The organism is Teichococcus aestuarii (genome assembly GCF_042651065.1).
GTDB classification, from domain to species: Bacteria; Pseudomonadota; Alphaproteobacteria; order Acetobacterales; family Acetobacteraceae; genus Pseudoroseomonas; species Pseudoroseomonas aestuarii.
This window is the reverse complement of sequence record NZ_JBHSCH010000014.1, coordinates 29,226-53,402: the sequence shown is the minus strand read 5'-3', so window position 1 is coordinate 53,402 and position 24,177 is coordinate 29,226. Positions and strand designations below refer to the sequence as shown.

Genomic DNA, 24,177 nt, shown 5'->3' with positions numbered 1-24,177 from the left:
CCTTACTTCGGGCCGAGGAAGACGCTGCGCTCGGACAGCACGGTGCGGCCCTCCGCATCCAGCAGGCGGAAGCGCACCGGCGTGCTCTCCGCCAGCCGCAGGCCCGCGGGCGCGGTGACCAGGGCGCGCCACTGCGTCACCCCGTCCGGCCGCAGCGCCAGCAGCGGGCGGCCGGCGGCGTCCGTCTCGCTGTCCTGCACCACCAGGCGGAAGCCCTGCGGCGCGTCCAGCGCCAGGGCCAGCGCCGCCTCGCCGCGCCGGCGGTTGGCCAGCTTCAGCGTGTAGGCGTTGCGCAGGGCGCCATCGGAGAGGCGGACATAGAGCGGCGCGCGGTCGCGCAGCACGGTCAGCGTCGCGGTGTCGCGCAGCAGGAAGGCGCCCAGCATCACCAGCGCCACGGCGCCCAGCACGCCGGCATACATCCAGGTGCGCGGGCGGGAGAAGCGCACCGGCTGGCGCGCCTTCATGCCGCAGACCTGCCGCACCGGGCCGGGTGCCAGGCCCGCGGTGGCGGCCTCGCTGGCGGCGAGGTTGGCCAGCGTCTCGAAGGCGACGAGGCCATTGGGGCGGCCCAGCTTGCGCATCACGTCGTCGCAGGCGTCGATGCACAGGCCGCAGCCGATGCATTCGAGCTGCTGCCCGTCGCGGATGTCGATGCCGGTGGGGCAGACATGCACGCAGGCGCGGCAGTCGACGCAGTCGCCGATGCCCTCGGCCTTGGCCTTGCCGCGCGGCTCGCCGCGCCAGGCGCGGTAGCTGACGACGAGCGAGTTCTCGTCCAGCATCGCCGCCTGGAAGCGCGGCCAGGGGCACATGTAGGTGCAGACCTGCTCGCGCGCCCAGCCGGCCAGCACATAGGTGGTGGCGGTGAACAGGCCGAAGAAGAAGTAGGTCTCGAGGCTGGCGCCGCCGGTGAGGATCTCGCGCGTCACTGTCGGCGCGTCCTGGAAATACATGATCCAGGCGCCGCCCGTGGCCGCGGCGATGGCCAGCCAGGCGGCGTGCTTGGCCGCCTTGCGCGCCAGCTTGGCGCGGCTCCAGGGCGCCGCGTCCAGCTTCATGCGGGCGTTGCGGTCGCCCTCGATCTTCCGCTCCACCCACATGAACAGGTCGGTCCAGACCGTCTGCGGGCAGGTGAAGCCGCACCAGACGCGGCCGAACAGCGCGGTGGCGGCGAACAGGCCGATGGCGCCCAGCACCAGCAGCCCGGTGAGGAAGTAGATCTCCTGTGGCCAGATCTCGATCCAGAACAGGAACAGGCGGGCATTGGCGATGTCGGCCAGCACCGCCTGGTCCGGCATCCCCGGGCCGCGCTCCCAGCGCAGCCAGGGCACCAGGTAGTAGAGCGCGAGGCAGAGGGCCAGGATCGCCCATTTCGCCCGCCGCACCCGCCCCTGCACGGCGCGCGGATAGACCTTCTGCCGGCTGGCGTAGAGCGAGGGCTCCGGCGGCGGGGCGGTCCTGTCGGCGGGGTCGATCCGGCCCATGGCGCGCTACTCCGCCTCGCCGCCGCCGAGGGCGTGGACATAGACGGCGAGCATGTTCACCACCGCCGGGTCGAGCCGCGTGCTCCAGGAGGGCATCACGCCGGCGCGGGCATAGGCGATGCTGTGCACCACCGCCGCTTTGTCGCCGCCATAGAGCCACACCTGGTCGGCCAGGTTGGGCGCGCCCATCTCGCGGTTGCCGAGGCCGCGCTCGCCATGGCAGCTGGCGCAGTTCTCGGCGAAGAGGGCGGCGCCGCGCCCGGCGGCCGCGGGGTCGGTGGCGCGGCCGGAGAGGCCCAGCACATGCTCGGCCACGTCGTTCACCTGCGCCGGCTTCAGCAGCCCGTCGGCCAGGAAGCGCGGCATCATGGTGGCGCGCGCCGCCTCGTCCTCGGTGTTGCGGACGCCGTGGCGGATGGTGTCGCGGATCTGGTCCAGCTTGCCGCCCCAGATCCAGTCATCGTCGGCGAGGCTCGGGAAGCCGCCCGGCGCGCCCTGCCCGCCCGCGCCATGGCAGCCGGCGCAATTGTTGGCGAAGGCCACGCGCCCGCCAGCGAGGGCGAAGTTGCGCAGGTCGGCATCGGCCACGATCTGCTGCGGCGTCGCCCCGCGCAGCGCGTTCAGCATCGGCGCCTGCTGGTTGGCGCGCTCCACCATCTCGTCGACGATGGCGCCGCGCGCCGTCCAGCCGGTGACGCCGGTGGCGCCGCGGATCGGCAGCGCCGGGTAGAGCACCACCCACACCAGCGCGAAGACGATGGTGGCGTAGAAGGTGTAGATCCACCACTTCGGCAGCGGCGTGTTGAGTTCCTTGATGCCGTCCCACTCATGGCCGGTGGTGTCCCGGCCGCTGACGGCGTCCTTCTCGATCTTGGTCGGCATCGTCAGATGCTCCGGTTCGGGCGCCGCGCGCGCGGCGCCTCGTCGCGCAGGGGAATGTCGGCCAGCGCCTGGTAGGCGTGGCGCCGGCCCGGCCGCAGCACCCAGGCGAGGATGAAGCCGAACAGCAGGAAGAACCACACCACCCAGGCGGCCTTCAGCAGCGGGTAGATCGCGAGCATCGCCCCCTCCCCGCTCACTGCTGCCGCACGCGCTCGGGCGTGACGTCGCTGAACGTCACCAGCGTGCCGAGCATCTGCAGATAGGCCACCACCGCGTCCATCTCGGTGATGTCGCGGCCATTGCCGTCGAAGGCGCCCTGGCGCGCGCGGGCGTAGCGGCCCTGGAAGCCGGCCGGGTCCTGGTCGGGCTTCGCCTGCGCCTCGAGGTCGGCCTTCGCGTTGGCGATCATCGCGTCGGTGTAGGGCACGCCGACGGCGCGCTGGCCGCGCAGGTTGTCGGCGATGTCGCGGTAGTCGAGCCGGCGGTCGAGGAAGGCGTAGGGCGGCATCACGCTCTCCGGCACGACGGCGCGCGGGCTGCGCAGGTGCGCCGCGTGCCAGTCATCCGAGTAGCGGCCGCCGACACGGGCGAGGTCCGGCCCCGTGCGCTTGCTGCCCCACTGGAACGGATGGTCGTAGAGGCTCTCGGCGGCGAGGCTGTAGTGGCCATAGCGCTCCAGCTCGTCGCGGAAGGGGCGCACCATCTGGCTGTGGCAGGTGTAGCAGCCCTCGCGCACATAGATGTCGCGGCCCATCAGCTCGAGCGGCGTGTAGGGGCGGATGCCCTCCACGCGCTCGATGGTGGTCTCCACCGCGAAGAGCGGGACGATCTGCACCAGGCCGCCGATCGAGACCGTGATGAGGGTGAGCACCCCCATCAGGATCAGGTTCTTCTCGACCAGCGCGTGGCTGAGACGACGGAACATTGCTGCCAGTTCCTTATTCGGCGGGGGAGGCGGCGGGGAAGACGGGGGTGACGAGCGGCTGGGTCTGCGGCACGTCGCGCACGGTGCGCCACAGGTTGTAGGCCATCAGCAGCGCGCCGCTGAGGTAGAGCACGCCGCCCAGCATGCGGATGACGTAGTAGGGGTGCATCGCCGCGACGGTCTCGACGAAGGAGTACTGGAGGAAGCCCAGCTCGTCGTAGGAGCGCCACATCAGCCCCTGCATGATGCCCGACACCCACATGGCGGTGATGTAGAGGACGATGCCGAGGGTCGCGATCCAGAAGTGCCACTCGGCCAGCTTCTTGGAATACAGCTCGGTCTTGCCCCACAGGCGCGGCACCAGCCAGTACAGCGCGCCGAAGGTGATGAAGCCGTTCCAGCCCAGCGCGCCGGAATGCACGTGGCCGATCGTCCAGTCGGTGTAGTGCGACAGCGCGTTCACCGCCTTGATCGACATCACCGGCCCCTCGAAGGTGGCCATGGCGTAGAAGCCGACGGCGGCGACGGAGAAGCGCAGGCCCGGATCGGTGCGCAGCTTGTCCCAGGCGCCGGAGAGGGTCATCAGCCCGTTGATCATGCCGCCCCAGGAGGGCATCCACAGCATGACGGAGAACACCATGCCGAGGGTCTGCGCCCAGTCCGGCAGCGCGGTGTAGTGCAGGTGGTGCGGGCCCGCCCAGATGTAGAGGAAGATCAGCGACCAGAAGTGGATGATCGACAGCCGGTAGGAATAGACCGGCCGGTCCGCCTGCTTCGGGATGAAGTAGTACATGATGCCGAGGAAGCCGGCGGTGAGGAAGAAGCCCACCGCGTTGTGGCCGTACCACCACTGGATCATCGCGTCCTGCACGCCCGAGGCGGCGCCGTAGGACTTCACGTGGCCGAGGCTGAGCGGCAGCGCGATGTTGTTGCCGATGTGCAGCATCGCCACGGTGATGATGAAGGCGAGGAAGAACCAGTTGGCCACGTAGATGTGCGGCTCCTCGCGCCGGAGGATGGTGCCGCCGAAGGCGACCAGGTAGGACACCCACACCACCGTCAGCCACAGGTCCACATACCATTCGGGCTCGGCGTATTCCTTGCCCTGGGTCACGCCCAGCACGTAGCCGAGCGCCGCCATGACGATGAAGAACTGGTAGCCCCAGAACAGGAACCAGCCCATCTCCTCGCCGCCGAACAGCCGGGCGCGGCAGGTGCGCTGCACCACGTAGAGGCTGGTGCAGAGCAGCGCGTTGCCGCCGAAGGCGAAGATGACGGCGCTGGTGTGCACCGGCCGCAGCCGGCCGAAGGTGGTCCATTCGAGGTCGAGGTTCAGCAGCGGGAAGGCCAGCTGCGAGGCCACCACCACGCCGACCAGGAAGCCCACGATGCCCCAGAACAGCGTGGCCACCGCCATGGCCCGGATCGGGCCGTCCACATAGCTCTCCTGCCGCCAGCTGCCGCTCACTGCGGCGAGGCGCGCGGCGTGGCCTCCTTCGGGCATGGCTGAAATCTCCGGTCGTCTGCGGGGGAGGCCGCCCCCGGTGCGGCCGCGCCGGCCTCCGGGGCCCGCGCGGGATCAGGCGGCAGGTAGCGCCCCCGCCGCTCGCGCGTCCTTGATCCGCATCAACCCCGCGCGCCGCATCCGCCGCTATGGTGCCGCCGCAACACCGCCCCCAGCACCCCACCCGCAGCACACCATTCGCAGCACACCATTCGCAGCACAGGGACCCCGCCGATGCCGCAGACGCACGCCATCGCCACGCCGCAGGCCATCCCGGCGCCGCGCGCCGTGCCGCACGACCGCCCCTGGGCTTGGCTGGCCGCGGGCTGGAACGACCTCTGGGCGGCGCCGCTGCTCGGCCTCTCCTACGGCGCGGCGCTCACCCTGGCCGGCTGGGCGCTGGCCCTGCTGGCGCAGCGGACGCACACGCTTTGGGCCATCCTGCCCGCCACCGCCGGCTTCTTCCTGGTGGCGCCGCTGCTGGCCGCCGGGCTCTACGAGGTCTCCCGCCGCCGCGCCGTGGGGCTCGGCAGCGGCTGGCCGCAGGCGCTGGACGGCTTCCGCCGCAATGGCGGGCAGCTGGCGATGATGGGCGGCGTGCTGCTGCTGCTGCACCTGTTCTGGGTGCGGCTGGCGGGGCTGCTCTTCGCCCTCTGCTTCGGCACCGGCTTCTCCCCCTCGCTGGAGCGGCTGCCGCTGGCGCTGCTCGGCTCCGAGCGGCTGCTGCCCTTCCTCATCGCCGGCACGGGGATGGGCTTCCTGCTGGCGGCGCTGGCCTTCGGCATCTCCGCCCTCTCCGTGCCGATGCTGGTGGCGCGCGACATCTCCGCCATCGAGGCCGTCATCGCCTCCTGGCGGGGGGTGATGGAGAACTGGCGCGCCATGGCGCTGTGGGCCGGGCTGATCGTGCTGTTCATCGGGCTGGCGCTGGTGCCCTTCTTCCTCGGCCTCGTCGTCGCCCTGCCGCTGATCGGCCACGCCACCTGGCACGCCTACCGCGACATCTACCCCGACCTGCCGCCGGGCCCGGCTGACTGAGGGCGCGCCCTCCCGGCGGCACATGAACGGCGCGTCATCTTGCGCGCGCCCCGGCGCATCCCGACATGCAGGGCATGATCGACGCCAAGGCTCTCCTCGACCGCTTCCTGGGTGCCGGCCTGTCCGGCCAGCAGGGCCAGCGCCCTCCCGGCTCCCCCTCGGGTGCCTCGCCCTCAGGTACCTCGCCCTGGGGCGCGCCGCCCCCCGCCGGCAATGCCTCCGGCGGCGGCGGGCTGGCCGGCGGGCTGGCGCAGGCCGCGCAGCAGATCCTCGGCCGCGGCGGGGCATCGGGCGGCAGCGGGCTGGGTGGCAGCGGGCTGGGTGGCAGCCTGGGCGGGCTGGCGGGCATCACCGCAGCCGGCGGGCTGCTCGGCACCATGCTCGGCAAGAAATCCGGCAAGCGCGGCGGCGGCGGCGGGCTGCTGAGCCATGGCGGCGCCGCGGTGCTCGGCGCCCTGGCGCACCGCGCCTGGCAGAACTGGCAGGCCGGGCAGGCGCCGCAGGCCGCCCCCACCGTGACGGCGCGCGACGTCGAGGCGGTGGAGCCGCGCTTCCTGCCCGGCGCGGCGCCGGCGGCGGGGGGCGAGGCCTTCGAGCTGTCGCTGATCCGCGCCATGATCGGCGCCGCCCGCGCCGATGGCCATATCGATGCCGGGGAGCGCGCGCGCATCTTCGAGCAGGTGGAGAAGGCCGGGCTGGACGCCGAGGCCAAGGCCTTCGTGTTCGACACGCTCGACGCCCCCATCGGCGTCAGCGAGGTGGCCGCCGCGGCGCGCACGCCGGAGCAGGCGGCGGAGATCTACCTCGTCTCCTGCCTCGCCATGGACCCGGACGAGCCGGCCGAGCGCGCCTACCTGGCGGCGCTGGCGCACCGGCTGAAGCTGCCCGAGGGGCTGGCCGAGCATCTCGGCCGGCAGGCCGAGGCCGCCATCCGCCCAGCGGGCTGATCGGCGGGCTGAAAGACCGCGCGGCGGGCCTACAGCCGCCGTGTCATGAACAGCAGGTCGAGCCAGCGGTCGAACTTGCGGCCGACCTCGCGCAGCACCCCCGCCTCCTCGAACCCCGCCTTGCGGTGCAGGGCGACGGAGGCGGCGTTGCCGGCCTCGATGGCGCCCACCATCACATGCAGCCCCGCTCCTTGGGCGTGCGCCACCAGCGCCTCCAGCAGCGCGCGGCCGATCCCCTTCCCCTGCGCCGCCGGGTCTACATAGACCGAGTGCTCCACCGTGGCCGCGTAGCCGGCGAAGGGGCGGAAATCGCCATAGCTGGCGAAGCCGCGCACCACCCCGCCATCGACCGCCACCAGCACCGGCAGGCCACGCCCCTGCCGCTCCCGCAGCCAGGCCAGCCGCGCCTCCGGCGTCGCCTCGGCGGTGTGCCAGATGGCGGTGGTCTCGCGGATGGCCTGGTTCAGGATGGCCAGGATGGCGGGCAGGTCGGCCTCGGTGGCGTCGCGTATCTCGGGGCGGATCTCGGGCATGGTCGGGCGCATCCGGTTGGGGAGGGAAACCATTCTTCCATCATGCTGGACAATCGTCCACAGAATGCCCGCCCCCCGCCTGCCGGTGGTTGACCGCCGCCGGGCCGGGCCGCAGTTTGCCTGCCCCCACACGCAGCCCACGCGCACAGACCCCAGGGAGGGAGCGAACCGATGCGGCAGGACGTCCTGAACGACATCAAGGCCTACGAGCCGGAACTGACCGAGATCCGCCGCGACATCCACCGCCACCCGGAGACCCGCTTCGAGGAGCACCGCACCGCCGCCCTGGTGGCCGCCAAGCTGCGCGAATGGGGCATCGAGGTCACCGAGGGGATCGGCGGCACGGGCGTTGTCGGCACGCTGCGCGGCAGCCGCGCGGCCGGCAGCAACCAGCCCCGCGCCATCGGCCTGCGCGCCGACATGGACGCGCTGTTCATCCAGGAGGAGAACAGCTTCGCCCATGCCTCCACCGTTCCCGGCAAGATGCATGCCTGCGGCCATGACGGCCACACCACCATGCTGCTCGGTGCGGCGAAGTATCTCGCCGGCAAGCCGGACTTCGCCGGCACCGTGCACTTCATCTTTCAGCCCGCCGAGGAGGCCGGCACCGGCGCCCCCGCGATGATCCGCGACGGGCTGTTCGAGCGCTTCCCGGTCGATGCCGTCTATGGCATGCACAACACGCCGGGCATGCCGGTCGGCCAGTTCGCGACGCGCCCGGGCCCGATCCTGGCGGGGGCCGATTTCTGGGGCGTCACCTTCCAGGGCACGGGCGGGCATGGCGGCGCCGCGCCGCACCTGGCCACCGACGTGACAGTGGTGCTCGGCCACTTCCTGCTCGCCGTGCACACCATCCTGCCGCGCAACCTCAAGCCCACCGAGAGCGCCGCGCTCTCCGTCGGCCACGTCAATGGCGGCACCTTCGGCTCGCCCAACGTGATGCCGGCCAAGGTGACGGTGCGCGGCACGGCGCGCTACTTCCGCCCCGAGGCGCAGGCCGTCATCAAGGCCCGCCTCCAGGCGCTGGCCGAGACGCTCGCCGCCGCCCATGGCTGCACCGCCGAGTTCACCTACGAGGCGCTCTGCCCGCCCACCGTCAACACGCCGGAGAAGGTGCCGGTGGCCAATGCCGCCGCCGCGGCGCTGGTGGGCGAGGCGCAGGTCGGCGAGTTCCCGATGAGCACGGGGGGCGAGGACTTCGCCTTCATGCTGCAGGAGAAGCCGGGCGTGTTCATGCGCATCGGCAACGGCGTCAACGCCGATGGCAGTTTCCACAACGTCCACACGCCGCAATACGACTTTAACGACGACATCCTGGCGCTTGGCGCCGCCTACTGGGCGAGCCTGGTGCAGCAGGAGCTCGGCGGCGCCGAGGAGAACCGCGCATGAACCGCCTTTTCCACGCCATCCGCGCCACCCTGCCCAAGGCCGTCCTGATGGGCGCCACCGCGCTGCTCGGCGCCGCCGCCCTCGCCCCGGCCGGCGCGCAGACGCTGAGCATGGGCGTCTCCGCGCCGCCGGCCAGCATCGACCCGCACTACTACACGCTGACGCCGAGCATCATGCTCTCGGCGCACATGTTCGAGGCGCTGACGCAGCGCGACGAGAACGCCCGCATCCGCCCCAGCCTGGCGGAATCCTGGAAGCTGGTGGACGACACCACCTGGGAGTTCACGCTGCGGCCGGGGGTGAAGTTCCACAACGGCGCGCCCCTCACCGCCGAGGACGTGGCCTTCTCCATCCGGCGCGTGCCGACGGTGCAGAGCCCGAGTTCCTTCGCCGTCTACACCCGCGCCATCACCGGCGTGGAGGTGGTGGATGACCGCACCGTCCGGCTGAAGACCGCCAAGCCCTACCCGCTGCTGCCGAACGACCTGTCGCAGATCTTCATCATCCCGCGCAGCCTGGGCGAGGGCGTCGCCTCCGCCGCCTTCAACAGCGCCGATGTGGCGGTGGGCACCGGGCCGTTCCGCTTCGTCCGCTACGCGCCGAACGACCGGGTGGAGATGGTGCGCAACGACGCCTACTGGGGCGCCAGGCCCGAGTGGGAGAAGGTGGACTACCGCATCATCACCAATTCCGGCCCGCGCGTCGCCGCCCTGCTCTCGGGCGACGTGGCGATGATCGACAACGTGCCGACGCCCGACATCGCCAAGCTGCGCGCCGACAACCGCGTCTCGGTGGTGGAGGGCACCAGCCTGCGGCTGATCTTCCTCGGCCTCGACGTGTTCCGCGCCGTCTCGCCCGACATCACCGGGCCGGAGGGCGAGAAGCTGGAGCGCAACCCGCTGCAGGACAGGCGCGTGCGCGAGGCGCTCTCCATCGCCATCAACCGCCCCGCCATCGTGCAGCGGGTGATGGAGGGGGCCGCCGTGCCGGCCGGGCAGTTCATGCCGCCGGGCGCCTTCGGCCACGAGCCCGCCATCCCCGTGCCGGCCTATGACGTGAACCGCGCCCGCACCCTGCTGGCCGAGGCCGGCTACCCGAAGGGCTTCAGCGTCACCCTGCGCGGCCCGAACGACCGCTACGTGAACGACGCGCAAATCCTGCAGGTGGTGGCGCAGATGTGGACGCGCATCGGCGTGAAGACGCAGGTGGACGCGCAGCCCCTGGCCACGCTGATCGGCCGGCTGAACCGCTCCGAGGCCTCGGCCTACCTGCTCGGCTGGAGCAACAGCCTGGGCGAGCCCTCCACCTCGCTGCGCGCCATCCTCGGCACCCGCACGCCGGAGAGCGGGCTCGGCCTGTCCAACTACGGCCGCTACAGCAACCCGGAGATGGACCGGCTGACGGCCGAGGGCCTCGCCACGCTCGACGAGGGCGCGCGCGAGCGGCTGCACCGCCAGGCGATGACGCTGGCCATGGAGGACGTGGCGCTGATCCCGCTGCACACGCAGAAGAGCGTGTGGGGCCTGCGCCGCGGCCTCACCTACGTGCCGCGCGTGGACGAGCAGACCCTGGCCACCGAGGTGCGCGCCGCGCGCTGAGCGCGCAAACGGGCCGGGGCTGCGCCGCAAGGGCTTGCCCCGGCCGATCGGAATGCGACATGAACGAGGGCGGACAAGGCCGGCGCACCGGATGCCGGCCACCGCGAGGAGACGATCATGCCGCACATGCACCGCCGCGCCCTGCTGGGCACCGCCCTGGGCGCCGCCAGCCTGCCGCTCGCCGCCCTGCCCCGCCACGCCGCCGCGCAGGATGCCGGGAACTGGCCGAACCGACCGGTGCGGCTGATCGTGCCCTTCGTCCCCGCCGGCACCACGGACATCGCGGCGCGCATCCTGGCGGCGCGGCTGCAGCAGCGCCTCGGCCAGCCCTTCCCGGTGGAGAACCGCGCCGGCGCCGGCGGCAACATCGGCTCCGACGTCGTCGCCAAGGCGGATCCGGACGGCTACACCATCCTGATGCAGACCGTCTCCTCCGGCGCCATCAACTACGCGCTGTACGAGGGGCAGATCCCCTACAAGCCGTCCGACCTCGCCAATGTCGGGCTGCTGATCCGCGTGCCCAACGTCATCTTCGTCACCAACAACCTGCCGGTGAAGACGCTGGCCGAGCTGGTGGCGCTGGCGAAGTCGAAGCCCGGCCAGCTCAACCACGGCTCCTCCGGCGCCGGCACCTCGCTGCACATGACGGGCGAGCTGCTGAAGCTGGAGGCCGGCATCCAGATGACGCATGTGCCCTTCCGCGGCGCGGGCCCCATGCTGGCCGAGATCATGGCCGGCCGCATCGAGGTGGGTGTGGACAATTTGCCCTCCGCCATCGGCCATATCCGCGACGGGCGGCTGCGCGCGCTCGCCGTCACCACCGCCACCCGCAGCGCCGCCCTGCCCGACGTGCCGACCACCGCCGAGGCCGGCTACCCCGGCGTGGAGGCCACCGGCTGGTTCGGCGTGCAGGCGCCGGCGCGCACGCCGAAGCCCATCGTCCAGAAGCTCGGCGCCGAGATCAACGCGGTGGTGGGCGAGCCGGAGACCTGGGCCAAGCTCGCCGATCTCGGCGGCATGAAGCCCGACCTGATCCCCGGCGGCGGCACCAGCCCCGAGGCCTACGAGGCCTTCGTCGCCACCGAGGTGAAGAAATGGGCCGAGGTGGTGCGCCGCTCCGGCGCCAAGGTGGACTGATCCCGAACCCCGCGGAGCGCGGCGCCATCCGGGCGCGGGCTCCTCTGCGCGGGATCTGGCATGAACCGGGGCGGGCCGGGGAGGCTCCGGCCGGCCCCGGTTCCGGCAACCGGCGGCCCCCCTGCGGGTTGCAACGCCGCCCCCGCTGGTCTAGCTGGGCCTGCAAACGTTCTCGAAGGATGCGCAATGACGCTGTCTCGCCGCCTCGTCCTGGCCGGTTCCGGCCTGCTCGCCGCTCCCCTGCTCGCCAGGCCCGGCCTGCTGCGTGCCCAGACCACCTTCCCCAACCGCGCGGTCCGGCTGGTGGTGCCCTTCCCCGGCGGCGGCGCCACGGATGTGACGGCGCGCGTGGTGGCGGAGCGCCTCTCGGCCATGCTGGGCCAGCCGGTGGTGGTGGACAACCGCCCGGGCGCCGGCGGCATGCTGGGCTCCGACATGGTGGCCAAGGCCGACCCGGACGGCCACACCCTGCTGATGTGCACCATCGGCACCGCCAGCATCAACCAGTTCCTCTACTCCAACATGCCCTACCAGGTCTCGGCGCTGACCGAGCTGGCGCTGGTGAACTCGCTGGCCAACGTCGTCACCGTGCCGGCCGACAGCCCGCTCAAGACGTTCAAGGACCTGCTGGAGAAGGCGAAGGCGCAGAAGGGCACCCTGACCTACGGCACGCCGGGCAACGGCACCTCCGGCCACATGTGCGGCGAGCTGCTCAAGAGCCGCACCGGCACCGACATCATCCACGTGCCCTACCGCGGCAGCGCCACGGTGATCCCGGACCTGCTGGCCGGGCGCATCGACATGGCGATCGACAACCTGCCCCCCTACCTGCCGCACATCAACGAGGGCCGGCTGCGGGCGCTCGCGGTGACGAGCAAGGCGCGCTGGTTCGCCCTGCCGGACGTGCCGACGGTGGCCGAGCTTGGCGTGGAGGGCTTCGAGGCCGAGGCCTGGTTCGGCCTGCAGGCGCCGGCCCGCACGCCGCGCCCGATCCTGGAGCGCATCTCCGGCCATGTGGCGGAGATCCTGAAGGAGCCGGCGGTGCTGACCCGGCTGCGCGACATCGGCAGCGAGCCGCGGCCGCTCGGGCCGGAGGCGTTCAGCGCCTTCATCCAGCAGGAGAACGCCAAGTGGAAGGAAGTGGTCCGCGTCTCCGGCGCGCGGCTGGACTGAGCCGGGCCCGCCGCAACGGCGCCGGCTGAAATCGGCGCCGGCTGAATATGGGGCCGGCTGATAGGGGGCCGGCTGAATATGGGGCGGGCTGAACCGCAGCCCGCCGACCCAAAGTGGGGCCGCCCAGTGGGTCCGCCCCACGGGGCCACCCCCGGCGCCTGCCCCCTTCCGCCTCAGCCGTTCAACAGCGCGTCGATCTCCGCCTGCGACATCGGCGCGGCGGCCGGCGCGGCGGCCGGCGCGGCGCCGGCGCCGTTCAGCAGCGCATCGATCGCGTCCTGCGACAGGTCGGGCGTGGCCTGGGCGGCATCGCTGGTGGTGCGCATCTGCGCCTGCACCTTCACCTGCGGCACCATCGCGTCGGTCGCGGCGCTGACGCCGGGCACGATCTGCTCCAGCATGGTCTCCACCTGCTGCAGATGCTGGATGGCGCGGCGGATGCGCTGGCCGGTGATGTCCTGGAAGCTGCACGCCTCGAAGATCGAGTTCACCCGGGCGGACAGCGCCTCGATCGAGGCCTGGTCCTTCTGGCCGCTGCTGATCCAGCTCTGGATGGCCTCGGTGGCCTCCATGATGGTGTTGGCCGCCGTCTCGGTGGCCTGCACCACCGCCTCCAGCTCCAGCCCGCTGTTACGGGTGCTGGCGGCGGGAATGGCGACGAGCTTGGCGATCTGCTCGTGCACCAGCCCCAGCTTCTGCGAGATCTTCTCCTCCGCCATGTCGGCCATGTCGGAGGTGGCGGCGACCTCGGCGCTCAGCTCGGCGATGCGCCGGTCGACGAAGACGCGCAGCTCCTTGAAGAGCGGCCCCATCTCCTCCTGTAGGGCGGCGCGCAGGGCGGCGCCCAGCCCGTCGGCGGCCTCCGCGGGGCTGGGGCTGACGGGCGCGATGCTGGTCTGGTCATCCATCGTGAACTCCGGCGCGACGGTGCATCCGGCCTTGTGGCGCGGCGATGGTGAACAAACCCTTATGGCGTCGCGCCTCGCGCGGCGGCGCCTTCGTCACGAAGCATTAGCTTCGGCGCCCTAGCCTGGGACGATGTATCCCGCCCCGCCCGAAAACCCACGGACCGCCTCAAGCCCGGCCCGCCCCCGCCCGCCCTGGAAGGCGGCGGCCGCGGCCGGGCCGGAGCGCCCCAGGGAAGCGAAGACCAGGGAAGCGAAGACCAGGGAAGCGAAGACCGGGGAAGCGGAGGCCGGGGAAGCGGAGGCCGGGGAAGCGGAGGCTGGAGTAGCGGAAGCCGGCGGGGCGGAAGCCGGGAGAAGGCAAGCCGGGAGAGTGGAGGCCCGCCGCGCGCTGCGCGCCCGCTGGCGGCGGCTGCGGCGGGAGACGCGGGATCTTGCCGTTGTCCTGCTGGCCTACCTCGTCACCACCGCGCTCTGCCTCCGCCTCGACGCCTTCGAGGCGCTGGTCGCCTTCGTCGCGGCGCATGAGGCGTGGGAGATCGACGAATGGCTCACCGCCCTGCTCGTGCTGCCCTTCGCCTGCACCGCCTACGCCCTGCGCCGCCTGCAGGATGCGCGGCGGGAGGCCGCCCGGCGGCGCCGGGCGGAAGCGCTGTCCCGCCACCTCGCCGTGGTGGACCCGCTGACCGGCCTGCCCAACCGGCGCCGGCTGATGGAGGCGCTGGCCCTGCGGCTCGAGTCGCACGGGGCTGCGGAGGCCGTGGCCGTGCTGCTGATCGACCTCGACCGCTTCAAGCCCGTCAACGACCTGCACGGCCACGCCACCGGCGACCGCCTGCTGCAGGCGGCGGCCGGGCGGCTGGCGGCGCTGGCGCGGCCGGAGGACATGGTGGCGCGGCTGGGGGGCGACGAGTTCGTCATCCTCGCCACGCTGGAGGCGGGGGGGCCGGACGCCGCGGGCGCCGCCGACACCGCCGCCCGGCTGGCACGCCGCGTCGCCACCGCGCTGGAGCAGCCCTTCGTCCTGGAGGAGCAGGGCGGCGGGGAGGCAGACCGGCAGGTGCAGGTGGGCGCCAGCCTGGGCATCGCCATCCTCCACGGCGGCCCCTGCCCGCCCGAGGAGGCGCTGCGCCGCGCCGACCTCGCCATGTACCGCGCCAAGGCCGAGGGACGCGGCGGCATCCGCATCTTCGAGGCGGAGATGGACCAGCGGATGCGGGCGCGGCTGGCGCTGGAGGCGGAGCTGCGCCGCGCCATCGCGGCGGAGGCGCTGGTGCCGCACTTCCAGCCGCTCGTGGCGCTCGGCGCCGCGCCCGGCGGGTCGGGGCGGCTGATCGGGTTCGAGATGCTGGCGCGCTGGCCGCACCCGGTCCATGGCCTGGTGCCGCCGGACCGCTTCATCCCGCTGGCCGAGGAGACGGGGCTGATCGGCCCGCTGACCCGGCAGTTGCTGCGCCGCGCCTGCCGCGCCGCCGCCGCCTGGCCGGCGCCGCTGGTGCTGGCGGTGAACGTCTCCCCCCTGCAGCTGCGCGACCGCACCCTGCCCGCCATGGTGGCCGAAGCGCTGGCCGAAAGCGGCCTGCCCCCCGCCCGGCTGGAGATCGAGCTGACCGAGAGCGCGCTGGTGGAGAATTTCGACCTGGCGCGGGAGCTGCTGGGCGCGCTGAAGGCGCTGGGCATCAAGCTCTCGCTCGATGATTTCGGCACCGGCTATTCCAGCCTGCGCCACCTGCGCGCCCTGCCCTTCGACAAGATCAAGGTGGACCGCGACTTCATCCGCGACATGACGCAGAGCAGCGAGAGCAGCAAGATCGTCGCCGCCGTCATCGGCCTCAGCCACAGCCTGGGCCTGCCCGCCGTGGCCGAGGGCATCGAGGATGCCGGCACCGCCACGCGGCTGGCCGAGATGGGCTGCGACATCGGCCAGGGCTGGCTGTTCGGCCGCCCCGTGGCCGAGGCCGAGGCCGCCCGGCTGGCCGCGATCGGGCCGCTGCCGGAAGGCCCCGCCCGGCTGGCGGGCTAAGCTGGCGGGTTCAGCCGCCGGCCAGCAGCCGCGCCAGGGGGCCGGAGAGGCCGCTGGTCACCCGCCCCTGGGGCGGCGCCATGCTGCCGGCGCGCGGCCGCGGCAGGCCGAGCCCGGCCAGCGCCTCGGCCAGCTTCACCCCGCAGGCGATGCCGTCCAGCAGCGGCACGGGCGGCCCCTGCGGGTCCTCCGCCGACAGCTCCGCCGCCATGCCGGCCAGCGCCGCGCCGCCGAGGATGACCGAATCGGCGCCGCCCTCCACCAGCCGGCCGATGGCGCCGCGCAGCATCGCCTTGGCCGCGGCCGGGTCCGCCACCGCCTGCTGCGGCGTCATCGCCACGCCCTCCAGGCCGGAGAGGCGGCCGGAGAGGCCATGCCGTGCCACCAGCTCCCGGTAGGTCTCGGCACTGCCCAGCGTCACCAGCCCGAAGCGCGCCCCGGTGGTGCAGGCGACGAGGCAGGCCGCCTCGGTCATGCCCAGCACCGGGCAGGGCATGAGCTGGCGCGCCCCCTCCAGCGCCGTGTCGTGGCTGACGGCCAGCACCACCGCCTGCACCTGCCCGGCATGTTCCGCCAGCAGCTCCAGCAGCGCGTGGCCGGCGACGATGTTCTCCGCCCGGGTGGAGATGGCCGCGGCGCCGAAGCGCGGCGTGGCGGGGACGATCTCGGTGCCCGGCGCGGCGGCGGCGCGCGCCGCCTCGGCGCAGCGCGCGGTGATCGCCGCGTTGGTGTTGGCATTGGCCACCAGGATGCGCATCGCCCTCAGCCCTCCGCCGCGTGCAGCGCCGCGAAGGCGCCGTCCGAGAGGCGCGAGCTGGGCATCACCAGCGGCAGCGCCGACAGGCCGGGCACGCGGGAGGCCCAGACCAGAAAGGGATTGACGCAGAGCAGGTCGCCCGGCCGCAGCGGCAGCTTCAACGCCAGCCCCGGCGTGGCCGCCGCCTCGTCCAGCGCGCCGAGCGCGCCGCCGCAGGCCTCGGCGTCCAGTGTCGCGCGGTCGCAGCGGGCGGCGAACACGCCGCTGGTCACGGCGAAGACCGGCAGGCGCCGGCCCGGCGGCTCCGGCGCCAAATGCGGCCCCGGCGGCTCCGGCGCCAAATGCGGCAGGGCGCGGTAGAGCACCTCCAGCGCGGCGCGGTCGTTCTTCAGCAGCGCGTTGTGCAGCGCGGCGGCGGAGAGCAGCGTCACCTCCACCGCCTCGCGGCAGAGCAGCAGCAGCGCGTCGCAGGGCTCGGTGTGCCAGAGGCCGTCGGGCGGGCCCGCGGGCGGCGGGGCATGGACGGGGCGGCCCATGCGGCTGCCCAGCAGGCCCAGCAGCACGGCGGGCTCGGGCGGCAGCGGCAGGCCGCGCAGCAGCGCGAAGCCCAGCCCATGCGCCAGCCGCCCGGCCAGCTGCGCCAGCAGCGGGTCCAGCCGCGCCAGGACGGTGCCGGGGGTGGAGAGCGCCGCCTCGATCTCGGCCGCGATCTCGCCGCCGAGCGGCAGCATCCAGTCGGCCGGGCTCAGGCTGCTGCCCAGCCACAGATGCGGGCCGGTCTGCGGGGCGATCCGGCGGGGGGGAGAGAGTTCGGTCATCAGCGGCCATGTTTAGCAGGGACGGCGCGGGATGCATCATCGCGCTTCCGCGGGGTCCCGCCGCCGCTTTGCCGGCCCGCCCCCCTTGCCACCCGCCCCCGCCCCGCCGCAGGCTGCACCACCCTTCGCGCCGACCCAGCCGGGAGAGAAGAACGCCATGGACGCCACCGAGACCCGTACCGAACAGCCGGAGGCCCAGCGCGCCCTGGCCCTGCCCTTCGAGGCCACCGCGCTGCTGGAGGGGCTGCGCCCCTGGGTGGAGTGCGAGAGCCCCACCTTCGACGCCGCCGCCGTCAACCGCATGATGTCGCTGGCCTCGCGCGACCTGGCGCTGCTCGGCGCCCGCGTCGAGCGCATCCCCGGCCGGATGGGCCTCGGCGACTGCGTGCGCGCCCGCTTCCCGCACCCGGATGGCGAGATGGAGGGCGGCATCCTGGTGCTGGCGCATCTCGACACCGTCCACCCCGTCGGCACGCTCGGCGCCCTGCCCTACCGCGTCGAGGGCGAGCGCGCCTTCGGCCCCGGCATCTGCGACATGAAGGGCGGCACCTACATCGCGCTGCAGGCGATGGCCGCGATGGTGCAGGCCGGCATCGCCACGCGCCGCCCCGTCACCTTCCTGCTGACCAGCGACGAGGAGATCGGCAGCCCCTCGACGCGCGACCTGATCGAGGCCGAGGCGGCGCGGCACGAGGTGGTGCTGGTGCCCGAGCCCGCCCGCCCCGATGGCGGCGTGGTGACGGGCCGCTACGCCATCGCCCGCTTCAACCTGCGCACCACGGGCCGGCCCAGCCATGCCGGCTCCGCCCTCTCCGACGGGCGCAGCGCCATCCGCGAGATGTGCCGGCAGGTGCTGGCGATCGAGGCGATGACCACCGAGGCCTGCACCTTCTCGGTGGGCGTGGTGCAGGGCGGGCAGTGGGTGAACTGCGTGGCCACCCATTGCGACGCCGAGGCGCTGACCATGGCCAAGCGGCAGGCCGACCTCGACCAGGCCGTGGAGCGGATGCTCGGCCTCGCCGCCGGCGCCGCCGACGTGCAGCTCGCGGTGCGGCGCGGCGTGACCCGCCCGGTGTGGGAGCCGGATGCCAACACCATGGGCCTCTACGCCACGGCGAAGGGGCTGGCGGCCAAGCTCGGCTTCGCCATCAGCCACCAGAGCGCCGGCGGCGGCTCGGACGGCAACTTCACCGGCGCCATGGGCATCCCCACGCTGGACGGGCTGGGCGTGCAGGGGGCGGGCATCCACACCCTGCAGGAGCACCTGCTGATCGACAGCCTGGTGCCGCGCGCGCGGCTCTTCGCCGGGCTGCTGGCCAGCGTCTGAGGCCGGCCGGGCGCGGGGCCGACAGGGGGGCAAGCGGCGGCACGCGGCGGCCGCCCCGCCGACTCCGCCCCGTTGACGCCTGCCTTGCCGCGCCGCAGCATCCGCGCTTCCCCACACCGGAACCCGCCCCGATGCTGTCCCGCCGCGCGACCCTGATGCTGCCCGCCACCCTGGGGGCGGCTGCGGTGCTTCCCGCCCCGCACCCCGCCCGCGCCCAGGCGACGGCCACGCCCGCCTGGCCCAGCCGCCCGGTGCGCATGGTGGTGCCCTTCGCCGCCGGCGGCAGCACCGATGTCTCGGCCCGCCTGCTGGCGCCGCGGATGCAGGAGGTGCTGGGCCAGCCCGTCGTCATCGAGAACCGCGCCGGCGCCGGCGGCACGCTGGGCTCCGACGCCGTGGCCAAGGCCCCGGCCGACGGCTCCACCTTCCTGATGGGCACCATCTCCACCCATGTGCTGGCGGTGGGCCTCTACCGCGAGCGGCTGCCCTACGACCCGGTGAAGGATTTCGTCGCGGTCGCGCCCACCGTTCTGGTGCCCATCTGCATCACCGTGCATCCGGCGCTCGGCGTCACCACCCTGGCCGGGCTGGTCGCGCTGCTGAAGGCCAATCCGGGCCAATACGCCTATGGCACGGGCGGCGCGGGCGGCTCGGCGCACATCGCCGCGGTGAGCTTCCTCAACACCATCGGCGCCGAGGCCACGCATGTGCCCTATCGCGGCAGCGCGCCGATGCTGAACGACCTGCTGGCCGGCCAGGTCGCCATCGCCTTCGACACGCCGGCGCTGATCGCGCCGCACCACAAGGCCGGCGCGCTGCGCTGCCTGGCCATCGCCACCGACCAGCACTCCGCCCTGATGCCCGAGGTGCCGACCGCCGCCGAGGCCGGGCTGCCCGGCTACAAGGCCTATAGCTGGTTCGGCGTCTTCGCCCCCGCCGGCACGCCCGCGCCCATCGTGGCGCGGATGAACGCGGCGGTGCGCGCCGCCGTCACCGAGCCGGCCACCGCGCAGCGGCTGCGGGAGATGGAGCTGCCGCCGATCGAGAAGGGCACGCCGGAGGATTTCGCCGCCTTCCTGCGGAGCGAGCTGGATTTCTGGGTGCCGCTGGTGCGCGCCAGCGGCGCCACGGCGGACTGAGCGCCAGCGTTCGGCGGGAGCCTCAGCGGGCGCGGAGGAGATCCACCAGCGCCCGCAGCTTCGGCGCCAGGTTCCGCCGGCTGGGGAAGTAGAGGTAGAAGCCCGGGAAGCGCGGGCAGAACTCCTCCAGCACCGGCACCAGCGCGCCGCGCTCGAGATGGGGCCGGAAGCTCTCCGCCATGCCGAAGGTGATGCCCGCCCCGGCCAGGGCCAGCCGGATCATCAGCCCCATCTCGTTGGTGGTGATCTCCGGCTGCACCGCCACGGCGAAATCCCGCCCCCCCTCGGCGAACTCCCAGCGATAGGGTGCTACGCCCGGCGCCGGCCGCCAGCCGATGCAGCGGTGCCGCGCCAGCTCGCGCGGATGCGCCGGCCGCCCCGCCCGCGCCAGATAGGCCGGCGCGCAGACGGCGAGCTGACGCTGCGGGCCGGAGACGGGGATGGCGACCATGTCCTGCTCGATCACCTCGCCCAGCCGCACCCCGGCATCAAAGCCCCCGGCGACGATGTCGTGCTCCTCGTCGGTCACGGTGATGTCGATCTGCACGCCGGGGCAGGCGGCGGCGTAGGCGGCCAGCATCGGCCCGGCCAGGAATTCCTCGGCGATGGAGGAGACGGCGAGGCGGAGCTGGCCGCCCGGCCGCGCCTCCCGGTCCCGCGCGGTGCGCAGCGCGGTGCCGATCTCGGCCATGGCCGGCGCCACGGCGCGGTGCAGCGCCTCCCCCGCCTCGGTCAGGCTGACGCTGCGGGTGGTGCGGCGGAACAGCGCCTGGCCGAGATCCGCCTCCAGCCCGCCGATCGCCTGGCTGACCGCCGGGCGGGTGACGCCGAGCCGCTCGGCGGCGGCGCGGAAGCTGCGCGTCTCCGCCACGGCGAGGAAGGCGGGCAGGGCCTTGAGGTCGGGCGTCATTGGTAATCCCTGCTTACCGGCGCATGCAGCAATAGGCGAATTCCGCCACCGGTCCAGCCTCCCTAGCTTCACCCCCGTCCCGGAAGCGAAGGAGCGGACAATGCTGGACGGAAAGGTTGTGGTGGTCACCGGCGCCTCGGGCGGGATCGGCGAGGCCATCGCCCGAGAGCTGGCCGGCGCCGGCGCGCGGGTGATGCTCGGCGCCCGCCGGACGGAGCGGCTGGAGGCCATCGTGGCGGCGCTGCGCGCGGCGGGCCATACCGCCCTGGCGCGGCCGGCGGACGTGACGCGGCGCGAGGATGTCCGCGCCCTGGCCGAGGCGGCGGCCGAAGCCTGGGGGCCGGTCGACGTGATGGTCAACAATGCCGGCATCATGCCGCTCTCGCCCATGGCCGCGATGAAGGTCGATGAGTGGGACCGCATGGTGGAGGTGAACATCAAGGGCGTGCTCAACGGCATCGCCGCCGTGCTGCCGGAGATGAGCGCGCGCCGCGCCGGGCACATCGTCAACATCGCCTCGATCGGCGCGCTCTCGGTGGTGCCGACGGCGGCGGTGTACTGCGCCACGAAATTCGCCGTGCGCGCCCTCTCGGACGGGCTGCGGCAGGAGCATGACGCGCTGCGCGTCACCTGCATCCACCCCGGCGTGGTGGAGAGCGACCTCGCCGCCACCATCACCGACCCCGCCGCGGCGGCGATGATGCGCGACTACCGCGCCATCGCCCTGAAGCCCGACGCCATCGCCCGCGCCGTGCGCTACGCCATCGCGCAGCCGGCGGATGTGGATGTCAGCGAGATCGTCATCCGCCCCACCGCCGCCCGTGGCTGAGACCGGAGGAAGGAACAAAGCCATGACCATCGCCCGCGCCCTCCCCCTGCTGGCTGCCCCCCTGCTGTCGATGCTGGCCGGCGCCCCCGCCGCGGCGGCCGAGACGGCCGCCACCCACCCCTATGCCGGAATGTGGGTGACGGCGGATGGCCGCATACGCCACCACCTGCTGCCCAACGGGCGCTACGAGGAAGCCCGTGGCGGGCGCGAATGCGCCTACAAGGGCCGCTACGCGGTGGCCGGCAGCCACATCGAATACTGGGACGACACCGGCTTCACCGCCGATGGCGATTTCATCGACGGTGTGCTGCACCATGGCGGCATGGTGCTGCACCGCCAGCGCGAAACGCCGCCGGCGCGCGGCTGCTGAGGCGCGGGCGGCCTGCCCTTCATTCGGCGGGCAGGCCGGCCAGCGCCGCGATCCGCCGCGAGCGGGCGGCGAATGCGGCGGCGGGCGACTGCCAGCTTATGGCCGGAGGGGAGCATGTCTCCAGCACCGGAGCGACGCGGATGCAGTCCATCCAGAACCCGCCGCGCCGCACCGCCAGGAATTGCCTGTCCGGCGACAGCGCCAGGCCGGGTTCCTCCGTGAACCGGCCATCCTCCGAATAGCCGAGCGCCATCTCCGGCAGGGCCCGCCGCCAGCGGAGGCCATCCGGTTGCCACAGCCCATACACCGTGTCCGTGGGCACCGGCTCCTGGGTCAGCCGCAGACGGCGGCCATCGGGCAGCGTGACCTCGGCCAGCACCGCGCGCGCGGTGAACAGCTCCACCAGCCCCACCATGACCAGGCCCACGAGGAGCACCATCGGAACCCCGGCCAGGGCCGCCGCCCAATGCCATCCGCCCCGCACCGCCGCCCAGCAGCAGAGCGCCACGGCGACGGCGGCGTAGGCCAGCATGCCGATCCCGCCCAGCACCGACCGGGGCAGCAGATACGGCCCGCTCGCCTCCAGCCACACCAGCCCGAGCCAGGCCACCGCCAGCGTGCCGCCGGCGTACAGCGCCAAGCGGGCCTTCTTCATTTTCCCCCGTCCACGCTGAGGATCTGGCCGCTGATCCACTTGGCGCGGTCGCTGGCCAGGAAGGTGACGGCGTCGGCGATGTCCTGCGCCTCGCCGAGCCGGCGTAGCGCGATGCCCTCCACCAGCCGCTGCTGCCCCTCGGCGCCGTAGCTCTCGAACTGCGCGATGGAGGCGGGGTTGGAGGGGATGAAGCCCGGCGCCACCGAGTTCACCCGGATGCCGTGCGGCCCGAGCTCATGCGCCAGCTGCCGCGTCAGCCCCACCAGCCCGTGCTTGGCCGAGCAGTAGGCCTGGATGCCGGTCAGGCTGCGCTGCAGCCCGGCGCCGGAGGAGATGGTGACGATGGCGCCGCGCCCCGCCTGCTTCATGCCCGGCGCGGCGGCGGCGCAGAGGTTGAAGCAGGCATGCAGGTTGATGTCGAAGATGGCGTGCCAGTCGGCTTCCGGCACCTCGTCCACCGGGCGCATCACCTGGCCGCGCACGCCGCCCGCATTGGCCACCAGCACGCCGACCGGCGCACCCGCCTCGGCCACCACGCGGCCGATCCAGCCCCGCGCCGCGCCGGGGGCGGTGAGGTCGAAGGCCTCGGTGCGGATGCCGCTCTCGCCCGCCGTCTCGGCCAGCTCCGCGGCCGAGAGGTCGCAGGCGAAGACGCGCGCGCCCATCGCCGCGAAGTCCCGTGCGATGACGCGGCCGAAGCCGTGCCCGCCGCCGGTGACGGCGACCACCACATTGTCGAAGCGGATGTTCATGCCGGCAGCATCTCCGTCAGGTTGGCGTCGTCCATGGCGCGGGTGCCGCGCTCGCATTCGTGGATCTGGCCGATCAGCCGGTCCAGCGCGGGGGTGGGGATGCCGTGGCGGCGCCCGGCCTCGGCCACGGGGGCGAGCTGCGCATCCACCTCGGTGGTGCGGCGGCGCACCCACAGGTCGCGCCAGATGCCGGAATGGGTCTTGGCGTTGGGCCGGTTGAAGGCGACCATCGCCGCGACGCTGGCGCGCGCCTCCGCCTCGGTTCCACCGGGGGCGAAGGCATGCGGCTCGAAGCCGTTGAAGCCGCGCGGCACCACGCCCTCGGCCGCGGCCACGCGCATCACCTCGCCGCCCAGCGCCCGCCACAGCGGCAGCAGCTCGGGCCGCTCCAGGCAGTCGGCGATGCCCTTCTCCCCCACCGCCTGCGCGAACAGCAGCGCGCCATAGCCGAGCTTGCCCCAGAGATAGCCGGCAAGGTTCGGCGTGGTGATGGCATCCGGCTCGAACAGGCGCAGCAGCCGGTGCAGCGATTCGAGCCGCGCGCTCTCGCTGCCATCCAGCTCGCCCAGCACCACGGCGCCGCGCCCGCCATAGAGGACCTTGCCCGGCGCCAGCCAGTCGGCGCTGAAGTTGACGAAGGCGCCGATGGTCCGCGCCTCTCCCACCACGGAGGCGATGATCGGCTCGCACAGCCCGTTCTGCAGGGAGACCACGTAGCCATCCTCCGCCAGGTGCGGCAGCAGGGCGCGGGCGGCGGCCTCGGTGTGCTGCGCCTTCACGCAGAGCAGCACGCGGGCGTAGCGGCCGCGCAGCGCCTCCGGCGTGAAGGCGGGGGCGTGGATGGTATAGTTCTCCAGCGGCCCCTCGATGGCCAGGCCCCGCGCCGGGTCGCGGATGGCGGCGACATGCTCGGCCTCGATGTCGACGAACACCACGGCATGGCCGGCGCGCACCAGCGCGGCGCCCACCGTGCCGCCGATGGCCCCCGCGCCCCAGACCAGGATCGGCCCCGCCATCCCCTCCGCCGCCGCGCTCTCCTGCTTCAGGACCATGCCGCCGATTCCTCTCTCGATGCGGGG

The 24,177-nt window shown here is 73.3% G+C and carries 24 protein-coding genes; 11 read left to right on the top strand and 13 right to left on the bottom strand.

What is annotated here, in order from left to right; translation table 11 throughout:
• Window positions 1-2: 2 nt before the first annotated feature.
• The 5 genes from ccoG to ccoN are packed head-to-tail and all read right to left on the bottom strand — an operon-like array spanning window position 3 to window position 4,798.
• Complete coding sequence (gene ccoG, locus ACFOY6_RS08270; protein ID WP_379650087.1) at window positions 3-1,487, bottom strand: cytochrome c oxidase accessory protein CcoG; 1,485 nt, start codon at window positions 1,485-1,487, stop codon at window positions 3-5.
• Window positions 1,488-1,493: 6 nt separating this feature from the next.
• Window positions 1,494-2,369 (bottom strand): cytochrome-c oxidase, cbb3-type subunit III, encoded by an 876-nt coding sequence (gene ccoP / locus ACFOY6_RS08265; RefSeq protein WP_109516456.1) that lies wholly within the window; start codon window positions 2,367-2,369, stop codon window positions 1,494-1,496.
• Window positions 2,370-2,371: 2 nt separating this feature from the next.
• A complete protein-coding gene (locus ACFOY6_RS08260) occupies window positions 2,372-2,548 on the bottom strand; it encodes a cbb3-type cytochrome oxidase subunit 3 (protein WP_109516455.1) in 177 nt (58 codons plus the stop codon).
• A gap of 14 nt (window positions 2,549-2,562) precedes the next feature.
• Complete coding sequence (gene ccoO / locus ACFOY6_RS08255) at window positions 2,563-3,294, bottom strand: cytochrome-c oxidase, cbb3-type subunit II (protein WP_379631058.1); 732 nt, start codon at window positions 3,292-3,294, stop codon at window positions 2,563-2,565.
• Between the two features lie 13 nt (window positions 3,295-3,307).
• The gene (ccoN, locus tag ACFOY6_RS08250; protein WP_109516453.1) at window positions 3,308-4,798 is read right to left on the bottom strand and encodes a cytochrome-c oxidase, cbb3-type subunit I; all 1,491 of its coding nucleotides are present in this window, start codon (window positions 4,796-4,798) and stop codon (window positions 3,308-3,310) included.
• Between the two features lie 234 nt (window positions 4,799-5,032).
• Here ccoN and ACFOY6_RS08245 point away from each other — a divergent pair, with 234 nt between their 5' ends.
• Both ACFOY6_RS08245 and ACFOY6_RS08240 read left to right on the top strand, forming a co-directional pair.
• The gene (locus ACFOY6_RS08245) at window positions 5,033-5,836 is read left to right on the top strand and encodes a DUF2189 domain-containing protein (protein ID WP_109516452.1); all 804 of its coding nucleotides are present in this window, start codon (window positions 5,033-5,035) and stop codon (window positions 5,834-5,836) included.
• A gap of 65 nt (window positions 5,837-5,901) precedes the next feature.
• A complete protein-coding gene (locus ACFOY6_RS08240; RefSeq protein WP_379650084.1) occupies window positions 5,902-6,783 on the top strand; it encodes a tellurite resistance TerB family protein in 882 nt (293 codons plus the stop codon).
• 29 nt (window positions 6,784-6,812) lie between these two features.
• Here the strand turns inward: ACFOY6_RS08240 and ACFOY6_RS08235 are convergent, their stop codons facing one another.
• Entirely contained in the window at window positions 6,813-7,349 is a 537-nt protein-coding gene (locus ACFOY6_RS08235; RefSeq protein WP_379650082.1) for a GNAT family N-acetyltransferase, read from the bottom strand.
• Between the two features lie 138 nt (window positions 7,350-7,487).
• Here ACFOY6_RS08235 and ACFOY6_RS08230 point away from each other — a divergent pair, with 138 nt between their 5' ends.
• The 4 genes from ACFOY6_RS08230 to ACFOY6_RS08215 all read left to right on the top strand — a co-directional run bounded on the left by ACFOY6_RS08230 (window position 7,488) and on the right by ACFOY6_RS08215 (window position 12,613).
• The gene (locus ACFOY6_RS08230; protein ID WP_379650080.1) at window positions 7,488-8,705 is read left to right on the top strand and encodes an amidohydrolase; all 1,218 of its coding nucleotides are present in this window, start codon (window positions 7,488-7,490) and stop codon (window positions 8,703-8,705) included.
• The gene (locus ACFOY6_RS08225; protein WP_379650078.1) at window positions 8,702-10,303 is read left to right on the top strand and encodes an ABC transporter substrate-binding protein; all 1,602 of its coding nucleotides are present in this window, start codon (window positions 8,702-8,704) and stop codon (window positions 10,301-10,303) included. The genes ACFOY6_RS08230 and ACFOY6_RS08225 overlap by 4 nt, the downstream gene beginning before the upstream one ends.
• Before the next feature lie 117 nt (window positions 10,304-10,420).
• The gene (locus ACFOY6_RS08220; protein ID WP_109516448.1) at window positions 10,421-11,440 is read left to right on the top strand and encodes a Bug family tripartite tricarboxylate transporter substrate binding protein; all 1,020 of its coding nucleotides are present in this window, start codon (window positions 10,421-10,423) and stop codon (window positions 11,438-11,440) included.
• A 186-nt stretch (window positions 11,441-11,626) separates the two neighbouring features.
• Window positions 11,627-12,613, top strand: coding sequence for a Bug family tripartite tricarboxylate transporter substrate binding protein (locus tag ACFOY6_RS08215; RefSeq protein ID WP_109516447.1), 987 nt, complete (start codon window positions 11,627-11,629; stop codon window positions 12,611-12,613).
• Window positions 12,614-12,786: 173 nt separating this feature from the next.
• On the opposite strand, the gene ACFOY6_RS08210 is transcribed toward ACFOY6_RS08215, so the two are convergent.
• A complete protein-coding gene (locus tag ACFOY6_RS08210; protein ID WP_379631072.1) occupies window positions 12,787-13,521 on the bottom strand; it encodes a hypothetical protein in 735 nt (244 codons plus the stop codon).
• Window positions 13,522-13,891: 370 nt separating this feature from the next.
• Between ACFOY6_RS08210 and ACFOY6_RS08205 the strand changes: the two genes are divergently transcribed.
• Window positions 13,892-15,541 carry a putative bifunctional diguanylate cyclase/phosphodiesterase gene (locus tag ACFOY6_RS08205; RefSeq protein ID WP_379650075.1) on the top strand — a complete coding sequence of 550 codons (1,650 nt, stop codon included), beginning with the start codon at window positions 13,892-13,894 and terminating at the stop codon, window positions 15,539-15,541.
• Between the two features lie 10 nt (window positions 15,542-15,551).
• Here the strand turns inward: ACFOY6_RS08205 and ACFOY6_RS08200 are convergent, their stop codons facing one another.
• Together ACFOY6_RS08200 and ACFOY6_RS08195 are read right to left on the bottom strand one after the other, a co-directional pair.
• Window positions 15,552-16,298: an aspartate/glutamate racemase family protein gene (locus ACFOY6_RS08200; RefSeq protein ID WP_379631076.1), complete on the bottom strand. Its 747-nt coding sequence runs from the start codon at window positions 16,296-16,298 to the stop codon at window positions 15,552-15,554.
• A 5-nt stretch (window positions 16,299-16,303) separates the two neighbouring features.
• Entirely contained in the window at window positions 16,304-17,116 is an 813-nt protein-coding gene (locus tag ACFOY6_RS08195; RefSeq protein WP_109516443.1) for a Fe(II)-2OG oxygenase family protein, read from the bottom strand.
• Window positions 17,117-17,273: 157 nt separating this feature from the next.
• Between ACFOY6_RS08195 and ACFOY6_RS08190 the strand changes: the two genes are divergently transcribed.
• Both ACFOY6_RS08190 and ACFOY6_RS08185 read left to right on the top strand, forming a co-directional pair.
• The gene (locus ACFOY6_RS08190) at window positions 17,274-18,443 is read left to right on the top strand and encodes a M20/M25/M40 family metallo-hydrolase (protein ID WP_379631081.1); all 1,170 of its coding nucleotides are present in this window, start codon (window positions 17,274-17,276) and stop codon (window positions 18,441-18,443) included.
• Window positions 18,444-18,574: 131 nt separating this feature from the next.
• Window positions 18,575-19,582 carry a Bug family tripartite tricarboxylate transporter substrate binding protein gene (locus ACFOY6_RS08185; RefSeq protein ID WP_379650073.1) on the top strand — a complete coding sequence of 336 codons (1,008 nt, stop codon included), beginning with the start codon at window positions 18,575-18,577 and terminating at the stop codon, window positions 19,580-19,582.
• A gap of 22 nt (window positions 19,583-19,604) precedes the next feature.
• On the opposite strand, the gene ACFOY6_RS08180 is transcribed toward ACFOY6_RS08185, so the two are convergent.
• A complete protein-coding gene (locus ACFOY6_RS08180; protein WP_379650071.1) occupies window positions 19,605-20,492 on the bottom strand; it encodes a LysR family transcriptional regulator in 888 nt (295 codons plus the stop codon).
• 100 nt (window positions 20,493-20,592) lie between these two features.
• Between ACFOY6_RS08180 and ACFOY6_RS08175 the strand changes: the two genes are divergently transcribed.
• Window positions 20,593-21,321 (top strand): SDR family oxidoreductase, encoded by a 729-nt coding sequence (locus ACFOY6_RS08175; RefSeq protein ID WP_109516439.1) that lies wholly within the window; start codon window positions 20,593-20,595, stop codon window positions 21,319-21,321.
• A 22-nt stretch (window positions 21,322-21,343) separates the two neighbouring features.
• Window positions 21,344-21,691 carry an Atu4866 domain-containing protein gene (locus ACFOY6_RS08170; protein WP_379650069.1) on the top strand — a complete coding sequence of 116 codons (348 nt, stop codon included), beginning with the start codon at window positions 21,344-21,346 and terminating at the stop codon, window positions 21,689-21,691.
• 19 nt (window positions 21,692-21,710) lie between these two features.
• Here ACFOY6_RS08170 and ACFOY6_RS08165 read toward each other — a convergent pair whose 3' ends face one another.
• The 3 genes from ACFOY6_RS08165 to ACFOY6_RS08155 are packed head-to-tail and all read right to left on the bottom strand — an operon-like array spanning window position 21,711 to window position 24,150.
• Window positions 21,711-22,331: a hypothetical protein gene (locus ACFOY6_RS08165; protein ID WP_379650067.1), complete on the bottom strand. Its 621-nt coding sequence runs from the start codon at window positions 22,329-22,331 to the stop codon at window positions 21,711-21,713.
• Between the two features lie 11 nt (window positions 22,332-22,342).
• Complete coding sequence (locus ACFOY6_RS08160) at window positions 22,343-23,098, bottom strand: SDR family NAD(P)-dependent oxidoreductase (protein WP_109516436.1); 756 nt, start codon at window positions 23,096-23,098, stop codon at window positions 22,343-22,345.
• Window positions 23,095-24,150: a ketopantoate reductase family protein gene (locus ACFOY6_RS08155; RefSeq protein ID WP_379650064.1), complete on the bottom strand. Its 1,056-nt coding sequence runs from the start codon at window positions 24,148-24,150 to the stop codon at window positions 23,095-23,097. Before ACFOY6_RS08155 ends, ACFOY6_RS08160 begins: the two co-directional genes overlap by 4 nt.
• Window positions 24,151-24,177 lie beyond the last annotated feature (27 nt).